General features: G+C 72.8%; 14 protein-coding genes. 11 read left to right on the forward strand and 3 right to left on the reverse strand.

Annotated elements, in window-relative coordinates; translation table 11 throughout:
• Positions 1 to 340 precede the first annotated feature (340 nt).
• From serA to ACFWRT_RS14515, 4 genes are all read left to right on the forward strand, one after another.
• Positions 341 to 1,933, forward strand: coding sequence for a phosphoglycerate dehydrogenase (serA, locus tag ACFWRT_RS14500; RefSeq protein WP_380950931.1), 1,593 nt, complete (start codon positions 341 to 343; stop codon positions 1,931 to 1,933).
• Positions 1,934 to 2,125: 192 nt separating this feature from the next.
• Positions 2,126 to 4,639 carry a Tox-REase-5 domain-containing protein gene (locus ACFWRT_RS14505; protein WP_380950930.1) on the forward strand — a complete coding sequence of 838 codons (2,514 nt, stop codon included), beginning with the start codon at positions 2,126 to 2,128 and terminating at the stop codon, positions 4,637 to 4,639.
• An 81-nt stretch (positions 4,640 to 4,720) separates the two neighbouring features.
• The gene (locus tag ACFWRT_RS14510) at positions 4,721 to 5,419 is read left to right on the forward strand and encodes a serine/threonine-protein kinase (protein WP_380950929.1); all 699 of its coding nucleotides are present in this window, start codon (positions 4,721 to 4,723) and stop codon (positions 5,417 to 5,419) included.
• A 37-nt stretch (positions 5,420 to 5,456) separates the two neighbouring features.
• On the forward strand, positions 5,457 to 5,993 hold the full coding sequence (locus tag ACFWRT_RS14515) for a hypothetical protein (protein WP_380950928.1): 537 nt from the start codon (positions 5,457 to 5,459) through the stop codon (positions 5,991 to 5,993).
• Positions 5,994 to 6,041: 48 nt separating this feature from the next.
• On the opposite strand, the gene ACFWRT_RS14520 is transcribed toward ACFWRT_RS14515, so the two are convergent.
• A complete protein-coding gene (locus ACFWRT_RS14520) occupies positions 6,042 to 7,205 on the reverse strand; it encodes a PucR family transcriptional regulator (protein WP_380950927.1) in 1,164 nt (387 codons plus the stop codon).
• 191 nt (positions 7,206 to 7,396) lie between these two features.
• On the opposite strand from ACFWRT_RS14520, the gene ACFWRT_RS14525 reads away from it, so the two are divergent.
• Both ACFWRT_RS14525 and pruA read left to right on the forward strand, forming a co-directional pair.
• Positions 7,397 to 8,323 carry a proline dehydrogenase family protein gene (locus ACFWRT_RS14525; protein ID WP_380950926.1) on the forward strand — a complete coding sequence of 309 codons (927 nt, stop codon included), beginning with the start codon at positions 7,397 to 7,399 and terminating at the stop codon, positions 8,321 to 8,323.
• Between the two features lie 54 nt (positions 8,324 to 8,377).
• Positions 8,378 to 10,009 carry an L-glutamate gamma-semialdehyde dehydrogenase gene (gene pruA / locus ACFWRT_RS14530; protein ID WP_380950925.1) on the forward strand — a complete coding sequence of 544 codons (1,632 nt, stop codon included), beginning with the start codon at positions 8,378 to 8,380 and terminating at the stop codon, positions 10,007 to 10,009.
• Positions 10,010 to 10,146: 137 nt separating this feature from the next.
• On the opposite strand, the gene ACFWRT_RS14535 is transcribed toward pruA, so the two are convergent.
• Positions 10,147 to 10,857, reverse strand: a complete 711-nt coding sequence (locus tag ACFWRT_RS14535; RefSeq protein WP_380950924.1) for a nitroreductase family protein — start codon at positions 10,855 to 10,857, stop codon at positions 10,147 to 10,149.
• A gap of 240 nt (positions 10,858 to 11,097) precedes the next feature.
• On the opposite strand from ACFWRT_RS14535, the gene ACFWRT_RS14540 reads away from it, so the two are divergent.
• Entirely contained in the window at positions 11,098 to 12,195 is a 1,098-nt protein-coding gene (locus tag ACFWRT_RS14540) for a S1 family peptidase (RefSeq protein WP_380950922.1), read from the forward strand.
• Positions 12,196 to 12,364: 169 nt separating this feature from the next.
• On the forward strand, positions 12,365 to 12,916 hold the full coding sequence (locus ACFWRT_RS14545; protein WP_380950921.1) for a GNAT family N-acetyltransferase: 552 nt from the start codon (positions 12,365 to 12,367) through the stop codon (positions 12,914 to 12,916).
• Positions 12,917 to 12,947: 31 nt separating this feature from the next.
• Here ACFWRT_RS14545 and ACFWRT_RS14550 read toward each other — a convergent pair whose 3' ends face one another.
• Positions 12,948 to 13,958, reverse strand: coding sequence for an NADP-dependent oxidoreductase (locus ACFWRT_RS14550; protein ID WP_380950920.1), 1,011 nt, complete (start codon positions 13,956 to 13,958; stop codon positions 12,948 to 12,950).
• Between the two features lie 128 nt (positions 13,959 to 14,086).
• Here ACFWRT_RS14550 and ACFWRT_RS14555 point away from each other — a divergent pair, with 128 nt between their 5' ends.
• The 3 genes from ACFWRT_RS14555 (at position 14,087) to ACFWRT_RS14565 (ending at position 16,568) form a co-directional block, all read left to right on the forward strand.
• Entirely contained in the window at positions 14,087 to 15,004 is a 918-nt protein-coding gene (locus ACFWRT_RS14555; protein WP_380950919.1) for a LysR family transcriptional regulator, read from the forward strand.
• Between the two features lie 231 nt (positions 15,005 to 15,235).
• Positions 15,236 to 15,364, forward strand: a complete 129-nt coding sequence (locus ACFWRT_RS14560; RefSeq protein ID WP_015611586.1) for a hypothetical protein — start codon at positions 15,236 to 15,238, stop codon at positions 15,362 to 15,364.
• A gap of 160 nt (positions 15,365 to 15,524) precedes the next feature.
• A complete protein-coding gene (locus ACFWRT_RS14565) occupies positions 15,525 to 16,568 on the forward strand; it encodes a 3-isopropylmalate dehydrogenase (protein ID WP_380950918.1) in 1,044 nt (347 codons plus the stop codon).
• Positions 16,569 to 16,588 lie beyond the last annotated feature (20 nt).

Consider the following 16,588-nt stretch of genomic DNA (forward strand, 5'->3'; position numbering starts at 1 on the left):
TCCTCCTCTTATGTCTTGTCGTCCGGTGTGGGGGTGTTGGTTTTTTTTTACACCTCCGTCCTGGGGTGGGTGGGGGGGGGGGGGGGGGGGGGCGCCCCCCCCCCCCCCCCCCCCGCTCCACATCACCGGAAGGGGGCGCTCCGTACGGATGTACATCACGTCCACCCTCGTGCGGGTGATCCTTCCACGAGGGCGCGGTGCGCGGCCCGTCGCATGACTACACTTCTCAACACATACACGCGTCAGGGCCCACAGTGTCGTGCGTCTACCACGCGGCTAGCCCCTCCACCGCCTGCGGCCGTCGGGACGGCCGTCCGGCACTGGACTTGTGAGGACTCACGTGAGCTCGAAACCTGTCGTACTCATCGCTGAAGAGCTGTCGCCCGCCACGGTGGACGCTCTGGGTCCGGATTTCGAGATCCGGCACTGCAACGGCGCCGACCGCGCCGAACTGCTCCCCGCGATCGCCGACGTCGACGCCATCCTGGTGCGTTCCGCCACGAAGGTCGACGCCGAGGCGATCGCCGCCGCGAAGAAGCTCCGCGTGGTGGCCCGCGCGGGTGTCGGTCTGGACAACGTCGACGTCTCCTCGGCCACCAAGGCCGGCGTGATGGTCGTCAACGCCCCGACCTCCAACATCGTCACCGCCGCCGAGCTGGCCTGCGGTCTGCTGGTCGCCACCGCGCGCAACATCCCGCAGGCCAACACCGCCCTCAAGAACGGCGAGTGGAAGCGCTCCAAGTACACCGGGGTCGAGCTCAGCGAGAAGGTCCTCGGCGTCGTCGGCCTCGGCCGCATCGGCGTCCTGGTCGCGCAGCGCATGTCGGCGTTCGGCATGAAGATCGTCGCGTACGACCCCTACGTCCAGCCGGCCCGCGCCGCGCAGATGGGCGTCAAGCTCCTCAGCCTGGACGAGCTGCTTGAGGTCGCCGACTTCATCACCGTGCACCTGCCGAAGACCCCCGAGACCCTCGGTCTCATCGGGGACGAGGCGCTGCACAAGGTGAAGCCCTCGGTCCGCATCGTCAACGCCGCGCGCGGCGGGATCGTGGACGAGGAGGCGCTGCACTCCGCACTCAAGGAGGGCCGCGTCGCCGGCGCCGGCCTGGACGTGTACGCGAAGGAGCCCTGCACGGACTCCCCGCTCTTCCAGTTCGACCAGGTCGTCTGCACCCCGCACCTCGGCGCCTCCACCGACGAGGCCCAGGAGAAGGCGGGCATCGCGGTCGCCAAGTCGGTGCGCCTCGCCCTCGCCGGTGAGCTGGTCCCGGACGCGGTCAACGTCCAGGGCGGCGTCATCGCCGAGGACGTACGCCCCGGCCTCCCGCTCGCCGAGAAGCTCGGCCGGATCTTCACCGCGCTCGCGGGCGAGGTCGCGGCCCGCCTCGACGTCGAGGTGTACGGCGAGATCACCCAGCACGACGTCAAGGTGCTGGAACTCTCGGCGCTCAAGGGCGTCTTCGAGGACGTCGTCGACGAGACCGTGTCGTACGTCAACGCCCCGCTCTTCGCCCAGGAGCGCGGGGTCGAGGTCCGCCTCACCACCAGCTCCGAGTCGCCCGACCACCGCAACGTGGTCACCGTGCGCGGCACGCTCTCCAGCGGCGAGGAAGTCGCGGTCTCCGGCACGCTGGCGGGCCCGAAGCACCTCCAGAAGATCGTGGCCATCGGCGAGCACGACGTGGACCTGGCGCTCGCCGACCACATGGTCGTCCTGCGCTACCAGGACCGCCCCGGTGTGGTCGGCGCGGTCGGCAAGATCCTCGGCGAGGCCGGCCTGAACATCGCGGGCATGCAGGTCTCGCGGGCGGCGGAGGGCGGCGAGGCCCTGGTCGTCCTCACCGTCGACGAGACCGTCCCGCAGGCGGTGCTCGGGGAGATCGCCGACGAGATCGGCGCCTCCTCGGCCCGCTCGGTGAACCTCACCGACTGACCCACCCTGTTCCGTACCCGGCTGCCGGGCGCCCCTTCACCGGAGGCGCCCGGCAGCCGCTTGCGTTCTACGAGGACCAACCCGCCCCTATGGGCCCCGGGTTGGGTCCTGGGGCCCACGACGGGTGAGCCGCCCCGACCCTAGGGTGACCGGTTGTCATGTCACTCATGGGCACCGGGGGTCGGATCACGTATGTCTGCTGTCGGTGGCATACCCGTAGCGGGAGGCCCGGCGCCGGCCGCCGCCCCGCGCCGTGACCTCCCGGGCCCGCTCGTCGTCGTACGGGTGCTGCTCCTGGTCCTGCTCGGCGCGACGGCCCTCGGCGCGATCGGCCTCTCCGGCTCCGCGATCGCCGCCGACGCCATGGGCGCGCAGGTGCTCGGCATCCTGCTGTACGCCTCCGCCCCCGGGGTGCTCTGCGCCCTGCTGGCCTGGCACCTGCGGACGGGCGGCGGGCGGGTGCGGTGGGGGATCGTCGCCGTCCAGGTCTGGCTGATCATCGGGGGCCTCGGCAACCTGGCGGACGGGTCACCGGACGGGTTCACGCAGCTCGTGCTGCCCGTGGTGATCCTGGTGCTGCTGAGCCGGGCGCAGAGCCGGGCGTGGTTCCTGCTGCCGCCCCGGGAGCGCGGGGAGCCGCCGAAGCTCTCGCTCCCGTACCTGATCACCTGGCGGCGGGACCGGGGGCAGTCCGCGCTGGAGTACCTGGGCCTGGTCCTGATCGTGGTCGCGCTGATCGCGGCGCTGACGGTGGGGGGCCTGGGCGGCCGGATCACGGAGGGGCTCCAGTCGGCGATCTGCTCCCTGACGGGCAGCTCGTGCCCGGTCTCGGGCGGCAGCGGCGAGGTGGAGGCGGGGGACACGTCGGGGGGCACGGGGACGGACGGGGGATCGTCGTCCGAGGGTGCTGACGGGGGTGTGGACGGGGGCGCTGACGGCGGTACGTCCGGTGAGACATCCGGTGGTACGGACGCGGGTTCCTCCACGGTCACGGGTGGTACGGGTGCCTCCGGCGGCGACGCGACAGGCGGGACGGGCGGGCCCGGCGGGACGGGTGGCACCGGCACCACCGGCGGCGGCGAGACCTCCGGCTCCGCAGGCTCCACGGGCTCCACGGGCTCATCCGGCACCACAGGCTCCACCTCCGGCGGCGGCACCGGAGGCCCCGACGACGACGGGCGCCCCGGCACCGGCGAGGACACCTTCCCCGAGGACCACGAGGAGCCCGAGGCCGCCTACGACGTCCCCGCCTCAGCGGAGGGGGGCGGCGAGAACGGCGGAGGCGAGGAGGCCGAGAAGCCGGAGGACTGCGGCGGCTGGGGGTTCTTCGGCTGCGCCTGGGACCGTACGACGCAGGTCTTCAAGGGCCTGGTGGTCGACGGCATCTGGGGCGACATCTCCGGGATCATCGACCTGTTCAAGCCCGAGACGTGGGCCGGTCTCGCCGACTACGGCGTCCAACTCGGCGACCAGTGGATCAAGGACTCCCAGGGCGCGGGCGACAAGTGGAGCGACGGCGACTACCTGGGCGCGATCGGGGACTGGGGCAAGGCCTCCGTCACCACCGTAGTCACGGTCGGGGACGACGTCTTCGTCGGGGACGAGGTCCGCGAGCGCTGGAACAACGGGGAGAAGACCCGGGCCGTCACCGATGTGATCTGGAACGTCGGCTCGCTCTTCATCCCCGGCTACAACGTGGCCAAGGTCGTCGGCAAGGCCGGAAAGCTCGGCAAGATCGGCAAGGTGGCCTCCGAGGTCGCGGACGCGGCGGGCGACGCGGGCGCGGCCGCGCGGCGGGCCCGCAAGGCGGCGGAGGCGGGCGACCTCGACGGCGTACGCAAGGCGGCGAAGGAGGCGGACGAGGCGGCCGACAGTGCCGAGGACGCGGCGCGCCGCACGGGGTGTGCCATCGCGTCAGGGGCGCCGCCGCTGGTGCGGTACGGGGGCGGGGCGACCGGCGGCGTCCCCGGTGACGGTACGGGTGTGCTGGCGGGCGGCTCGCCGGGCCGGGTGGTCGCGGCGGCCGGCGGCTGCGACGAGGCGGCGAAGGCCGCGGCGGCGGAAGCCCGTAAACAGGAGCGCGCCGCACACCTGGAGCAGAAGCGGCTGGAGGAGCCGGAGCGGGCGCGGAAGGCGGAGCTGGAGAAGAAGCAGCACCCGGAGCCGCAGCGCAACGACACCTCCGACCCGCGCAACTACAACCCGCCGTCCTGGGCGGACGACCTCACGAGCCGCACGCTCGGTGACGCGGACGCGGGTGACGGCTACTGGGCGAGCCGGGACCGCAACCCCGCGCCCAACTGGAAGAACGAGTCCTGGCTCCGCTACCAGGAGCAGATCACCGGCACCAACCGGGGCCAGGAGTACGTCGTACCGCACCCTCGCGAGGGCAAGCCGGCCGTGGAGTACGACGGCTGGGACTCCTCCCGGCAGACGTACCTGGAGGCCAAGAACGGCTACGGCAGCTACCTCTCCAAGACCGACCCGGGCACGCTCACCCCGTCCGGCAAGGACAAGTTCGTGGCGGAGGCCCGTGCCCAGGTGGAGGCGGCCGGCGGCAAGCCGGTGGAGTGGCACTTCTCGGACCCGGAGGTCGCGAAGGCGGCGAGGAAGGCGTTCCGGGACGAGGGGCTGCCGGTCAAGGTGGTCCCCACGCCGGTGAAACCGGGCGACAGCACCAGGAAGCCCGGAGCCTTCGACGAGTAGCCGAGTAGCCTGCACGCGAGGGGGACCCGGAGCACGCGGGGGAAACCCGGAGCGGTCCGGCGACGGAGGAGAGAGATCAGCATGCGACGTGTAGTGCGGGGCTTCTGGGGCCCGAGGCCCGAGTCCGCCGACGCTCTGGCCGACCGGTGGCAGCGGACCCTGGACGGGCTCGCGGAGCTGGTCCCGCAGGCGGCGGACGCCTGGAGCCAGGTGCACGGGGACGGTCCCGCCACCGCGTTCACCCCCGAGGGGGACGCCCTGCTCGACGCGGTGCGCACCGCCCGGAGCGCGGCGGACTGGTCGGACCTGACCGGCACCGGGCTGCGGCTGGTCGGCACGGGAACGCCCGGCTGGGAGGCGGAGGTCAGCGGACTGGCGGGCGGGCGGCCGGAGTTCCTGCTCCAGTCGCTCGCGGTGATCCTCCACGCCCCGGACGACGCACCCGTCCCCGAGGAGGACATCCTCGCGCTCCTCGCCCAGGTCTGGGAGCCGGACTTCGGCGATGTGAGCGACGACGACGTGCTGGACGCGTTGGAGGACGAGGCCGGGTACGCGGTCGGCGACCCGGTCGTGGGCCGCACCGGCTACCTCTCCCCGGCCCGCGCCGCCCTCGTCCCCAAGGATCTGGTAGCGGTCCGCCAGGAACTCCCCGGCGGCGGCGAGCTGTTGAGCTTCGCGGCCCCCGGCGACAGCGCGGCGGTGGTGCGCGCGTACGAGCGCCTGCGCGAGGCGGGGGCCCTGGCGCCGCTGCCCCGCCCGATGGACCGGGCGGTGCTGTGACCCGCGGAGCCGCCCCTACGACCTCCCGGGCCGCGCTGTGACGGCCAGGGCGGGGGAGCCCTTCGTGCTCCCCCGGGCGGTGGCCGAGGCCGAACAGCTCCTCGCCGCCCCCGTACCGCCCGCCGGTCCCACCCTCGCGCAGGGCGACCCGGTGACGGGCGAGTGGACCGCCACCGAGGGCGCGGGCTTCCGCATCGTGCCGCTCTGGGAGGGCGACCCGCTGACCGGCGTGTACGCCCCCGAGTGGAACGACGCCGAGGAGGCGGCGGAGGCTCACCTTGCCTCCCTGGCCCAGGAGTTGGACCACCGCTGGGGCCCGCACACCACCGTCACCCTGCACGTGCCGCTGCAACGGTGGCAGGTCGGCGGCCCGCCCGTGGAGCCGCTGTTCCAGGCGCTGTTCGCGGAGGACCTGTACGGGGACCTGACCGTCTGGGGCCCGGTCGGTGCCGCCGGCCCGGGCGGAGCCGGTGACCGCTGGTTCGCCGTGACCGTCGGCCACAGCGACGGCGACGCGCCGCTGGTGCTGGCCGCCCTGGTGAGTGACCGGCCGGTGGCTGCGGAGCAGCCGTAGCGGGGCAGCCGTAGCGGTGGCCCGGCCCGGATCACGGGGATGCCACGGTCACAGCCGCGCCCGCTTCACCGCCATGTGCAGCAGCAGCCGGTCCTCGCCGTCGTTCAGGTCGAGGCCGGTGATCTGCTCGATCCGGGAGAGGCGGTAGTAGAGCGTCTGGCGGTGGACGCCCAGCTCGGCCGCCGTCCGGCTGGCCTGGCCCGCGCAGTCCAGGAAGACCTCCGCCGTGTGCGCCAGCTCCTTGTGCAGCGGGGTCAGCAGTGAGGCGACCGCCGGGTCGGCCGGGTCCGTGCCGGTGCCGGGGAGGGCGGTGAGCAGGCGGTACGGGCCGATCGCCGACCAGCGGGCGACCGGGCCGAAGCGGGTCTCGGCGCGGGCCGCGCGGGCCGCCGCCGTGGCCTCGCGCCAGGAGGCCGGCAGCGCGTCCAGGCCCCGGCGCGGTGCCGCGATCCCCCCGGTGGCCCCCGGGCCCGCCCCCGTACGCAGGCGCTCCGCGGCGCCCGTCGCCGGGTCCAGCCGGTCCGCCGAGCGCAGCCGGATCAGCGCGGCCAGTGACACGGCCCCGGTGCCGCCCGGCCCGGTCCCCGCCCCGGTGACCGTCGCCAGTGCGGCCGCCGAGGCCACGCCCCGTACCGACGGGGTGTCCTCCACACTCCACGGCGTCACGCACACCACCGCGTGCAGCCCCTCCGCGTCCTGCCCCAGCGCCTCGCTCAGCGCCGCCACCGCCGTGTCGTGCTGCCGCCCGGGCCCGGCCGTCAGCACCGCGCCGAACTCCCGGGAGAGGTCCGCGCCCGCCCGCGCCTCGTCGGAGAGCAGCGCCCCGATCCGGGCGGTGACCTCCATCGCCGCGGCCAGCCGCTCCTCGGTCGGGCCGGGGTCGGTGTCGAGGAGCCAGACGTAACCGAGGACGACACCCCGATGGCGTACCGGAAGGCAGATCCTGTCCCGGAAGACCCCGGCCTCGGGCGCGGCGGGGATGCGGACCGGACCGGTCGCCCGGGTGATGCCGAACCCCTCGAACCAGGCGCGGACGGCGGGGGTGGAGCGGCGGGTCAGGATCGAGCGGGTGCGGACCGGGTCCATCGCGGTGTCGTCGTCGCTGTCGTGGGCCCCGAACGCGACCAGGCCGAAATCGCGGTTCTCCAGGGTGGCGGGGGCGCCGAGGAGGGCGGAGATCTCGTCGACCAGTTCCTGGTAATCGCCTGTCACTCCGCCATTCTCGCACCCTTCGCCCGCTTTCTTCATACAGATGTCTGAGATGGCGGCCACGGATGCGTGACAGGTGTCGATGGCACAGCGTGTGCGGGGTACCTAGATTTCACAGTGGTTATCCGTGCCGTACCGGTCCGTTCACGTTCGTACCGTTACGGCCCCTCGTCCGTATATTCGTGGAGGTCCCCGTGCTGGGTCCCGTGATTCTCGCCGCGTCCCGCAGCGACAAGATGCGCCGGTTCATCTCGGCCGCGCCCGGCACCAAGCAGGTCGTCGACCGCTTCATCGCCGGGGAGAGCGTCGACCAGGTCGTGCCGATCGTCGAGGACGCGGCGGACAAGGGCCTGGAGGTCACGCTCGACGTCGTCGGCGAGGACATCACCACCCCCGCGCAGGCCGAGGCCGCCCGTGACGCGTACCTGGAGCTCGTGGAGCGCCTGAAGGCCCTGGACCTGGGCCCGCGCGCCGAGATGTCCGTCAAGCTGTCGATGTTCGGGCAGGCGCTGGAGAACGGCCACGAGCTGGCCCTCGCCAATGTGCGGCCCGTCGTCGAGGCGGCGGCCGCCATCGGCACCACGGTCACCCTGGACGCCGAGGACCACACCACCCTCGACTCGATGTTCGCCATCCACGAGGAGTTGCGGAAGGACTTCCCGCAGACCGGCTGCGTCATCCAGTCCTACCTGTTCCGCACCGAGGACGACGCCCGCCGCCTGGCCGCCGCCGGCAGCCGCGTCCGCATCGTGAAGGGCGCCTACAAGGAGCCCGCCTCCGTCGCGTACCAGGACAAGGCCGAGATCGACAAGGCGTACGTCCGTATCACCCGGATCCTCATGGAGGGCGAGGGCTACCCGATGATCGGGTCCCACGACCCCCGTCTCATCGCCGTCGCCCAGGAGCTCGGCCGCCAGGCCGGGCGCAAACTGGATGAGTACGAGTTCCAGATGCTGTACGGCATCCGCAGCGACGAGCACATCCGGCTCGCGGCCGAGGGCCACCGGATGCGCGTCTACACGGCGTACGGCACCGACTGGTACGGATACTTCATGCGCCGCCTCGCGGAGAAGCCGGCCAACCTGCTGTTCTTCGGCCGCTCGATCCTCACCAAGGGCTGAGCAGCCCCCGGGCTGACCCACACCCCCCGCCGACACCAAGGAGACAAGGCACTCATGGACGCCGTCACCCAGGTTCCCGCGCCGGTCAACGAGCCGGTCCACTCCTACGCCCCGGGCTCCCCGGAGCGCGCCCGCCTGGAGGTGAAGCTCAAGGAACTCGCCGACAACCCGATCGACCTGCCGATGACCATCGGGGGCGAGAAGCGGATGGGCGGCGGCGAGCGGGTCAGGGTCGTGCAGCCGCACAACCACCAGGCCGTCCTCGGCACCTTCGCGGGCGCCACCGAGCAGGACGCCCAGGACGCCATCGACGCGGCCCTCGCCGCCGCTCCGGCCTGGCGCGCGATGTCCTTCGACGACCGCGCGGCGATCATCCTGCGCGCCGCCGAGCTGCTGTCGGGCCCCTGGCGCGAGACGCTGGCCGCCTCCACCATGCTCGGCCAGTCCAAGACCGCCCAGCAGGCCGAGATCGACACCCCCTGCGAGCTCGTCGACTTCTGGCGCTTCAACGTGCACTACGCGCGCCAGATCCTCGCCGAGCAGCCGCCGGCCAACTCCCCGGGCGTGTGGAACCGCATGGACCACCGCCCGCTGGAGGGCTTCGTCTACGCGATCACGCCGTTCAACTTCACGGCCATCGCGGGCAACCTCCCCACCGCCCCCGCCCTCATGGGCAACGTCGTGGTGTGGAAGCCGTCCCCGACCCAGACCCACGCCGCCGTGCTGCTGATGCAGCTCCTGGAGGAAGCCGGGCTGCCCAAGGGCGTCATCAACCTGGTGACCGGCGACGGCATCGCCGTCTCCGAGGTGGCGCTGAACCACCGCGACCTGGCCGGTATCCACTTCACCGGCTCGACCCCCACCTTCCAGCACCTGTGGAAGACGGTCGGCAACAACATCGCCACCTACCGCACCTACCCGCGGCTCGTCGGCGAGACCGGCGGCAAGGACTTCGTCGTCGCGCACCCGAGCGCCGACCGCGCCGTGCTGAAGACCGCGCTGACCCGCGGCTCCTTCGAGTACCAGGGCCAGAAGTGCTCCGCGTCCTCCCGTGCGTACGTCCCCGCCTCCATCTGGAACTCCGGTTTCAAGGAGCAGTTCGCGGCCGAGGTCGACTCCATCACGATGGGTGACGTCACCGACCTCAGCAACTTCATCGGGGCCGTCATCGACGAGCGCTCGTTCGCCAAGAACAAGGCCGCGATCGACCGCGCGAAGTCCGACCCGGCGTGCGAGATCGTGGCCGGCGGTACGTACGACGACTCGGTGGGCTACTTCGTCCGCCCGACCGTCATCGTCTGCTCGGACCCCGACAACGAGGTCTTCACCACCGAGTACTTCGGCCCGATCCTCGCGGTCCACGTCTACGAGGACGCGGAGTACGACGCCATGCTGGAGCAGATGGAGTCGGTCTCCGACTACGCGCTGACCGGCTCGGTCATCGCGGGCGACCGTGCGGCCGCCGCGTACACGATGGAGAAGCTCCGCTACGCCGCGGGCAACTTCTACATCAACGACAAGTCGACCGGCGCCGTCGTCGGTCAGCAGCCCTTCGGCGGCGGCCGCGCCTCCGGCACCAACGACAAGGCGGGCGCCCCGCAGAACCTCCAGCGCTGGACCCTCACCCGGGCCATCAAGGACACCCTGCTCTCGCCGACCGAGTACACCTACCCCCACCAGGGCTGACGCCCTTCCCCGGGGCGCCGCAGCACGGCGCCCCGGGCTCCAGGGCCTTGGTGAAGGCCCCCTGAGCACCGCCCCCCGACCGGTCCCCCTACCGGCCGGGGGGCGGTTTCCACGTGTCCCCACGTACGAGTGGTCCTTCAGATCTCCACCAGCACCTGGTCCAGCGACTTGCGTACGAGGTCGGGGACCTCGCAGTCGTCGGCGGGATGGCCCACGGGGATCACGGCGAACGCCTTCTCGTTCTCGGGCCGGTTCAGCACCTCACCGAGGAAGCGCATCGGGCTCGGCGTGTGGATCAGCGCGGCGAGCCCGGACAGGTGCAGGGCGCTGAGCAGCATCCCCACCGCGATGCCCACCGACTCGTCCACGTAGTAGTGCTTGCGCCTGGTGCCGTCCTCGCCGAGCCAGTAGCGCTCCTGGAACACCACGATCAGGGCGGGCGCGTCCGTCATATGGGCCTTGACCGCGTCGGTGCCCAGCGGGCGCAGGGCCGCGAGCCACTCCTCGCCGAGCCGCCCGTCGTAGCTCAGCTTCTCCTCGTGTTCGGCGGCCTCCCGGATCCGGCGGCGCACCTCGGGGTCCTTGACCAGGACGAAGGTCCACGGCTGCTGGTGGGCGCCGGAGGGGGCGGTGGCCGCGCAGGCGATGGCGTCGCGCAGCACCTGCTCGGGGACCGGGTCGGGGGAGAAGGCGCGGACGGTCCTGCGCTCGTCCATGCGCTCCCGCAGCCGGGCGGCGCGGGCCAGGGACTCCTCGGGGGCGGTCCGCTCGGGGCGGTAGGGGGCGGGGCGGTACGGGCCGCCATGGGTGGGCGACCACTGCCGGGGTGCGGGTGTCGTGTCGGACATGGGCGCAGTGTGCGCGGCGGGGGCGGCCGGGGGAAGCGGGGGACCGGCCAGGGCGGGGGCCGGTCCCGGTCAGTGTCCGGTGACCGGGACCGGCTGTCCGCCGGGCGTGTGCCTCGGAACACTCCTCCGGACGCTCCTCGGGGCACTCTCCGGGGCACGCGGTCTTGTGGCTCAGGTAATGAACATGTCAAATTTCTTCTCGGTACGTCCCCACGCGTCACCCGAGAAGGAGCTCCCCCCATGAGACGCAACTCCCGCGCCCGCCTGAGCCTTTCCGTCCTGCTCGTCGCCGGAGCCCTCGGCCTCGGCGCCACCCCCGCCACCGCCGCCGAGGTGCACACCGCCGCCGCCCCCTCGGCGATCCCCGTCGCCGCTGCCCCTTCGGCGATCCCCTCCGCCTCCGCGTACGCACTCGACGCCGCCGTCGAACGCACGCTGGGCGCCGGCACCGCCGGAACCTACCTCGACCGCAAGACCGGCGACCTGGTCGTCACCGTCACCACCGACCGGGCCGAGGAGCAGGCCCGTGCCACCGGGGCCACCGTGCGCCGGGTGGCCCGCAGCGCCGCCCAACTCGACTCCGCCATCGGGACCCTGGAGGCCGAGGCGAAGATCACCGGCACCTCCTGGGGTATCGACCCGCGCACCAACCAGGTCGCCGTCGAGGCCGACTCCTCCGTCTCCGCGCGGGACATGGCCCGCCTCCAAGCCGTCGCGAAGCGGCTCGGCGGAGCGGTGAGCATCAGCCGCGTACCCGGCGTCTTCCACCGCGAGGTGCTGGGCGGCGGGGCCATCTACGGCGGCGGCAGCCGCTGCTCGGCCGCCTTCAACGTCACCAAGGGCGGCGCCCGCTACTTCGTGACCGCCGGACACTGCACCAACATCTCCGCCAACTGGTCCGCCACCTCCGGCGGTCCGGTCACCGGCGTCCGCGAGGGCACCAGCTTCCCGACCAACGACTACGGCATCGTCCGCTACACCGACGGCTCCTCGCCCGCCGGATCGGTCGACCTCTACAACGGCTCCACCCAGGACATCGCCTCCGCCGCCAACGCCGTCGTCGGCCAGGCGATCCGCAAGAGCGGCTCCACCACCAAGGTGACCTCCGGCACCGTCACCGCCGTCAACGTCACCGTCAACTACGGTGACGGGCCCGTCTACGGCATGGTCCGCACCACCGCCTGCTCCGCCGGAGGCGACAGCGGCGGCGCCCACTTCGCCGGTTCCGTCGCCCTCGGCATCCACTCCGGCAGCTCCGGCTGCTCGGGCACCGCGGGCTCGGCCATCCACCAGCCGGTGGTGGAGGCGCTCCAGGCGTACGGCGTCTCGGTGTACTGAGCCGGTGAGGCGCGGGGTACGGAGCCGCCTCGACCGGCTCCGTACCCCGCGTCCCGTGCCCCGCGTCCCGTGCCCTGCATTCCGTAACCCCGCATCCCGTACCCCGCGTCCCGTGCCCCGTATCGCCCCTGCGTGCCTGGTGGGAGCCGGTGCCTGGGAAACTGGGACCATGACCGAGCTCCCCGCGGTGCACGCCGCCCACACCTATGAGCTGACCGCGGCTGTACGGGACGAGATCCGCACCCTGCTGGACACCGCCTTCGAGGGCGACTTCGGCGACGACGACTGGGAGCACTCCCTCGGCGGCGTCCACGCCCTGGTGCGCGACACCGGCGGGCTCCTCGTCGCCCACGGCTCGATCGTCCAGCGCCGGGTGCTCCACGACGGCCGCTCGCTGCGCGCCGGATACGTCGAAGCCGTCGCCGTCCGTCCCGGCCGCCGCCGCCAGGGGCTCGGCCACCGGGTGATGGGCGCGCTGGAGCGGGTCGTCGACGGGGCGTACGAGTTCGGCGCGCTCTCCGCCTCCGACGCGGGCGCGGCCCTCTACGCCTCCCGCGGCTGGCAGGTGTGGCCGGGGAGCCTCGCCGCCCTCGGCCCGCACGGGACCGTGGCGCTGCCGGAGGAGGAGGGCTCCACCTACGTCCGCCCGGCCGCCGGGCACGTACTGCCCGCCGCCGGCCACCCGCTGGTCTTCGACTGGCGCGACGGCGACCTGCTGTAGGCGGCGCGGGCCAACTCCGCGCCGCAGGGCCTCAGTCGGCGACCCGGATCAGCATCTTCCCGGTGTTCCCGCCCCGCAGCATCCCGAGGAACCCCTCCACCGTCCGCTCGAACCCGTGCGCCACCGTGACGTCAGGCACGACCACGCCGCTCTGCAGATGCGGCACCAGGAAGTCCTCCAACTCCCGCTGCACGTCGCGGTGGTTGCGCACCATCACCCCTTCCAGGCGCAGGCTCTTCTCCACGATGTCGAACAGGTTGCGCGGGGCGGCCGGCGGCTCGTGCGCCGAGTGGTACTGGGAGATGGCGCCGACCCACGCGATCCGCCCGTGCTCGCGGAGCACCGAGATCGCGCCCTCCAGATGGTCCCCGCCGACGTTGTCCACGTAGGCGTCGATGCCGTCGGGCGCCGCCTTCGCCAGCAGCTCCCCGACCGGGCCGTCGTGGTAGTCGAACGCCGCGTCGAAGCCCAGCTCCCCGGTCAGCCGGGCCACCTTCGCCGGCGTCCCCGCGCTGCCGACGATCCGCCCGGCGCCGAGCAGCCGGGCGATGCGCCCCACCGCCGTACCGACCCCGCCCGCCGCCGCCGAGACGAAGAGGTCCTGGCCCGCCCGGAACTCCAGCGTCCGGGTGAGCGCCACATAGGCGGTGAGCCCGGTGCCGCCGAGGATCGACACGTACGCGGCGAGCGGGACCCCGTCGTACGCGGGCACCTTGCGCACCCCGCCCTCGCCGGGCACCACCACGGCATGGGTCCGCCACCCCTCGCGGTGCAGGACGAGGTCGCCCTCCGCGAACCCAGGGGCGCGGGAGGCCGTCACCCGGCCGAGGGCCCGGCCCTCCAGCGGGACGCCCAGCGCCCAGCCGCCGTCCATCTCCTCGCGGTGGTACGGGTCCACGGAGAGGTAGAGGTTCTCCACGACGGCCGTGCCGGGGGCGGGCTCCGGTACGGGTGCCTCGCGCACGGCGAAGAGACCGGCCGTCGGGAAGCCGTGCGGGCGGGCGGCCAGGTGGAGGGTGCGGGCGGTGCGCTGTGTCGTCATGCCGCCGACGGTAGGAGGGAGCGCGGTGGCCGGGCAGGGGGTGGCGTCGATGGAAGAATCGTTTCCATGAGCAGCTTTCATGGGTCTTCAACGCCTCGCCCGGTGGACGGCGTGGGGCGGGCCTCGCGATGACCGACCTCGCCCCGCACGAGCTGCGCGTGATCGTCGCCGTCGCCGACGTACGCGGGTTCTCCGCCGCCGCCCGGCAGCTCGGCATGACCCAGTCCGCCGTCTCCCACTCCGTCCGGTCCAGCGAGCGCAGGATCGGCGCCGTCCTCTTCGAGCGCGGCCGCCGCGGCGCCACGCCGACCCCGGCCGGTGAGGTGGCCGCCGCGCACGCCCGCCGCGTCCTGCGGCTGCTCGACGTGATGGGCGCCGAGGCGCGGGGGGCCGCCGCCGGGCCCGGCGGCGGGGACACGGTCGGCGGGCCGCTGCGGATCGCCGCGTTCCGCAGTGCGGCCCTGCATCTGCTGCCGCCGGCCCTGGAACGCCTCACGGCCCGCCACCCCGGCATCGAGCCCGTGGTGCGGATGGTGCGTGAGGTGGGGCGGGGGACGGCCGGTGAGGTGCTGGACGGGCGGGCCGACCTGGCGGTCGCGACGATCGGGACCACCTCGCTCGCGCCGGCCGAGCTGGTCGGCGGCGTACTGCTGGAGGAGGAGTACGCCCTGGTGCACCCGGCCGGGCACCCCGCGCCCCGGACGCTGCCGCTGGTCGACTGGGCCGAGAACTGCACCTCGTACACCCGCGACTGGTGGGCGGCCCAGGCGTGGATCCCCCGGGCGACGGTGGAGGCCGAGGACGACGGAGCGGTGCTCTCGATGGTGTCCCGTGGTCTCGGTATGGCGATCATGCCCGGTCTGTCCCTGTACGGAGCACCGGACGGAATCGAGATCACTGCTCTCGGAGCGGACCGCCCGACCCGCTCGATCGGCTACCTCACCACCCCTGAGCAGGCACGATCCCTCGCCGTACGGGCCCTGATCCGTGAGCTGCGGGCGGAGCGCGGGGGAGTGGCCGTCTCAGATAGTAGGAAGTCCGACTAACTGTAGAGACAGAGCGGCCCGACTGTCCTAGCTTTGTAGGAGCCGAACGAATCGCTCGATCGAGCGTCTGTGGCGGTTGCGGGCGCACGCCCCGAAGCAGGTCACCCCCTGCGGCGTACGCTCCCCGCTCCTTCCGGCACCTCGAAATCCGATCCCGGCCCGGCCTCGGCGCCGCACCACGCTGTGCGGCCCGCCCCCGGCATCCATGCGATCTCAAGGAGTCGATCCATCATGGCCAACACCACCACCCGCCGCGTCCGCCACTCCTCCCGCCAGGCCGAGGCCGAGCGCAAGAACGCCGCCGCCGCGCTCCAGCGCGCCCTCGACCGCCGCGACAACGGCGGCTCGACCGGCCACTGAGCCGCAGGTCTCGACCGGCCGCCGCGCCCCGCGCCGCCCGCACACCGCTCACCCCACCCCGGGACGCCCGAACACCCCGAACACCCCGAACGCGCATACGTCGCGTCCGTATGGTGGACGTCGGATGTCATGGGGTGGGACGCACCGTTAGGCTTCCCGCATGTCTCGCAGCATCGATCTCGCAGTGATCCCCGGTGACGGAATCGGCCAGGAAGTCGTGGCCCAGGGCCTCAAAGTCCTCAACGCTGTCCTCCCGCAGGATGTGAAGCTGGAGACCAAGGAGTACGACCTTGGCGCCCAGCGCTGGCACCGCACCGGCGACACCCTCCCGGACGCGGAGCTGGAGGCCCTCAGGAACCACGACGCCATCCTCCTCGGCGCGATCGGCGACCCGTCCGTGCCGTCGGGCGTCCTGGAGCGCGGGCTGCTGCTGAAGCTGCGTTTCGCCTTCGACCACTTCATCAACCTGCGCCCCTCCAAGCTCTTCCCGAACACCGCGACCCCGCTCGCCGGCCGCCCCGACATCGACTTCGTCGTCGTCCGCGAAGGCACCGAGGGCCCGTACACGGGCAACGGCGGCTCGCTGCGCACCGGCACTCCCGCCGAGGTCGCCACCGAGGTCAGCGTCAACACGGCGTACGGCGTCGAGCGCGTGGTCCGGGACGCCTTCGAGCGCGCGGCCGCCCGGCCCCGCAAGAAGCTGACGCTGGTCCACAAGAACAACGTCCTCGTCTACGCCGGCCACCTGTGGAAGAACACCTTCGACAAGGTCGCCGCCGAGTACCCGCAGGTCTCCACCGACTACCTGCACGTCGACGCCGCGACGATCTTCTTCGTCACCCAGCCGGAGCGCTTCGACGTCATCGTCACCGACAACCTGTTCGGCGACATCCTCACCGACCTCGCCGCCGCCGTCACCGGCGGAATCGGCCTGGCCGCCTCCGGCAACATCAACCCGACGGGCGCGTTCCCGTCGATGTTCGAGCCGGTCCACGGCTCCGCCCCCGACATCGCGGGGCAGGGCAAGGCCGACCCGACCGCCACGGTCCTCTCCGTCGCCCTCCTGCTGCGCCACCTCGGCTACGAGGCCGAGGCCCTGCGCATCGAGGACGCCGTCTCCGCCGATCTCGCGGAGCGCGACGGCGCTGCCACGCGTACGACCGACGAGATCGGTGACGCGCTCGCGGTACGCGTAGCGAGCTGACCCGACGACTCCACTTCGAA

The sequence above is a fragment of the Streptomyces cyaneofuscatus genome (genome assembly GCF_042718795.1).
Taxonomy (GTDB): domain Bacteria; phylum Actinomycetota; class Actinomycetes; order Streptomycetales; family Streptomycetaceae; genus Streptomyces; species Streptomyces cyaneofuscatus_A.

Coding starts and splice junctions, on each gene's coding strand:
- ACFWRT_RS14550 (WP_380950920.1), bottom strand. CDS start 13,958: ATGACGACACAGCGCACCGCCCGCACCCTCCACCTGGCCGCCCGCCCG.
- ACFWRT_RS14545 (WP_380950921.1), top strand. CDS start 12,365: ATGACCGAGCTCCCCGCGGTGCACGCCGCCCACACCTATGAGCTGACC.
- ACFWRT_RS14510 (WP_380950929.1), top strand. CDS start 4,721: ATGCGACGTGTAGTGCGGGGCTTCTGGGGCCCGAGGCCCGAGTCCGCC.
- ACFWRT_RS14565 (WP_380950918.1), top strand. CDS start 15,525: ATGTCTCGCAGCATCGATCTCGCAGTGATCCCCGGTGACGGAATCGGC.
- ACFWRT_RS14540 (WP_380950922.1), top strand. CDS start 11,098: ATGAGACGCAACTCCCGCGCCCGCCTGAGCCTTTCCGTCCTGCTCGTC.
- ACFWRT_RS14555 (WP_380950919.1), top strand. CDS start 14,087: ATGACCGACCTCGCCCCGCACGAGCTGCGCGTGATCGTCGCCGTCGCC.
- ACFWRT_RS14535 (WP_380950924.1), bottom strand. CDS start 10,857: ATGTCCGACACGACACCCGCACCCCGGCAGTGGTCGCCCACCCATGGC.
- ACFWRT_RS14505 (WP_380950930.1), top strand. CDS start 2,126: ATGTCTGCTGTCGGTGGCATACCCGTAGCGGGAGGCCCGGCGCCGGCC.
- pruA (WP_380950925.1), top strand. CDS start 8,378: ATGGACGCCGTCACCCAGGTTCCCGCGCCGGTCAACGAGCCGGTCCAC.
- ACFWRT_RS14560 (WP_015611586.1), top strand. CDS start 15,236: ATGGCCAACACCACCACCCGCCGCGTCCGCCACTCCTCCCGCCAGGCC.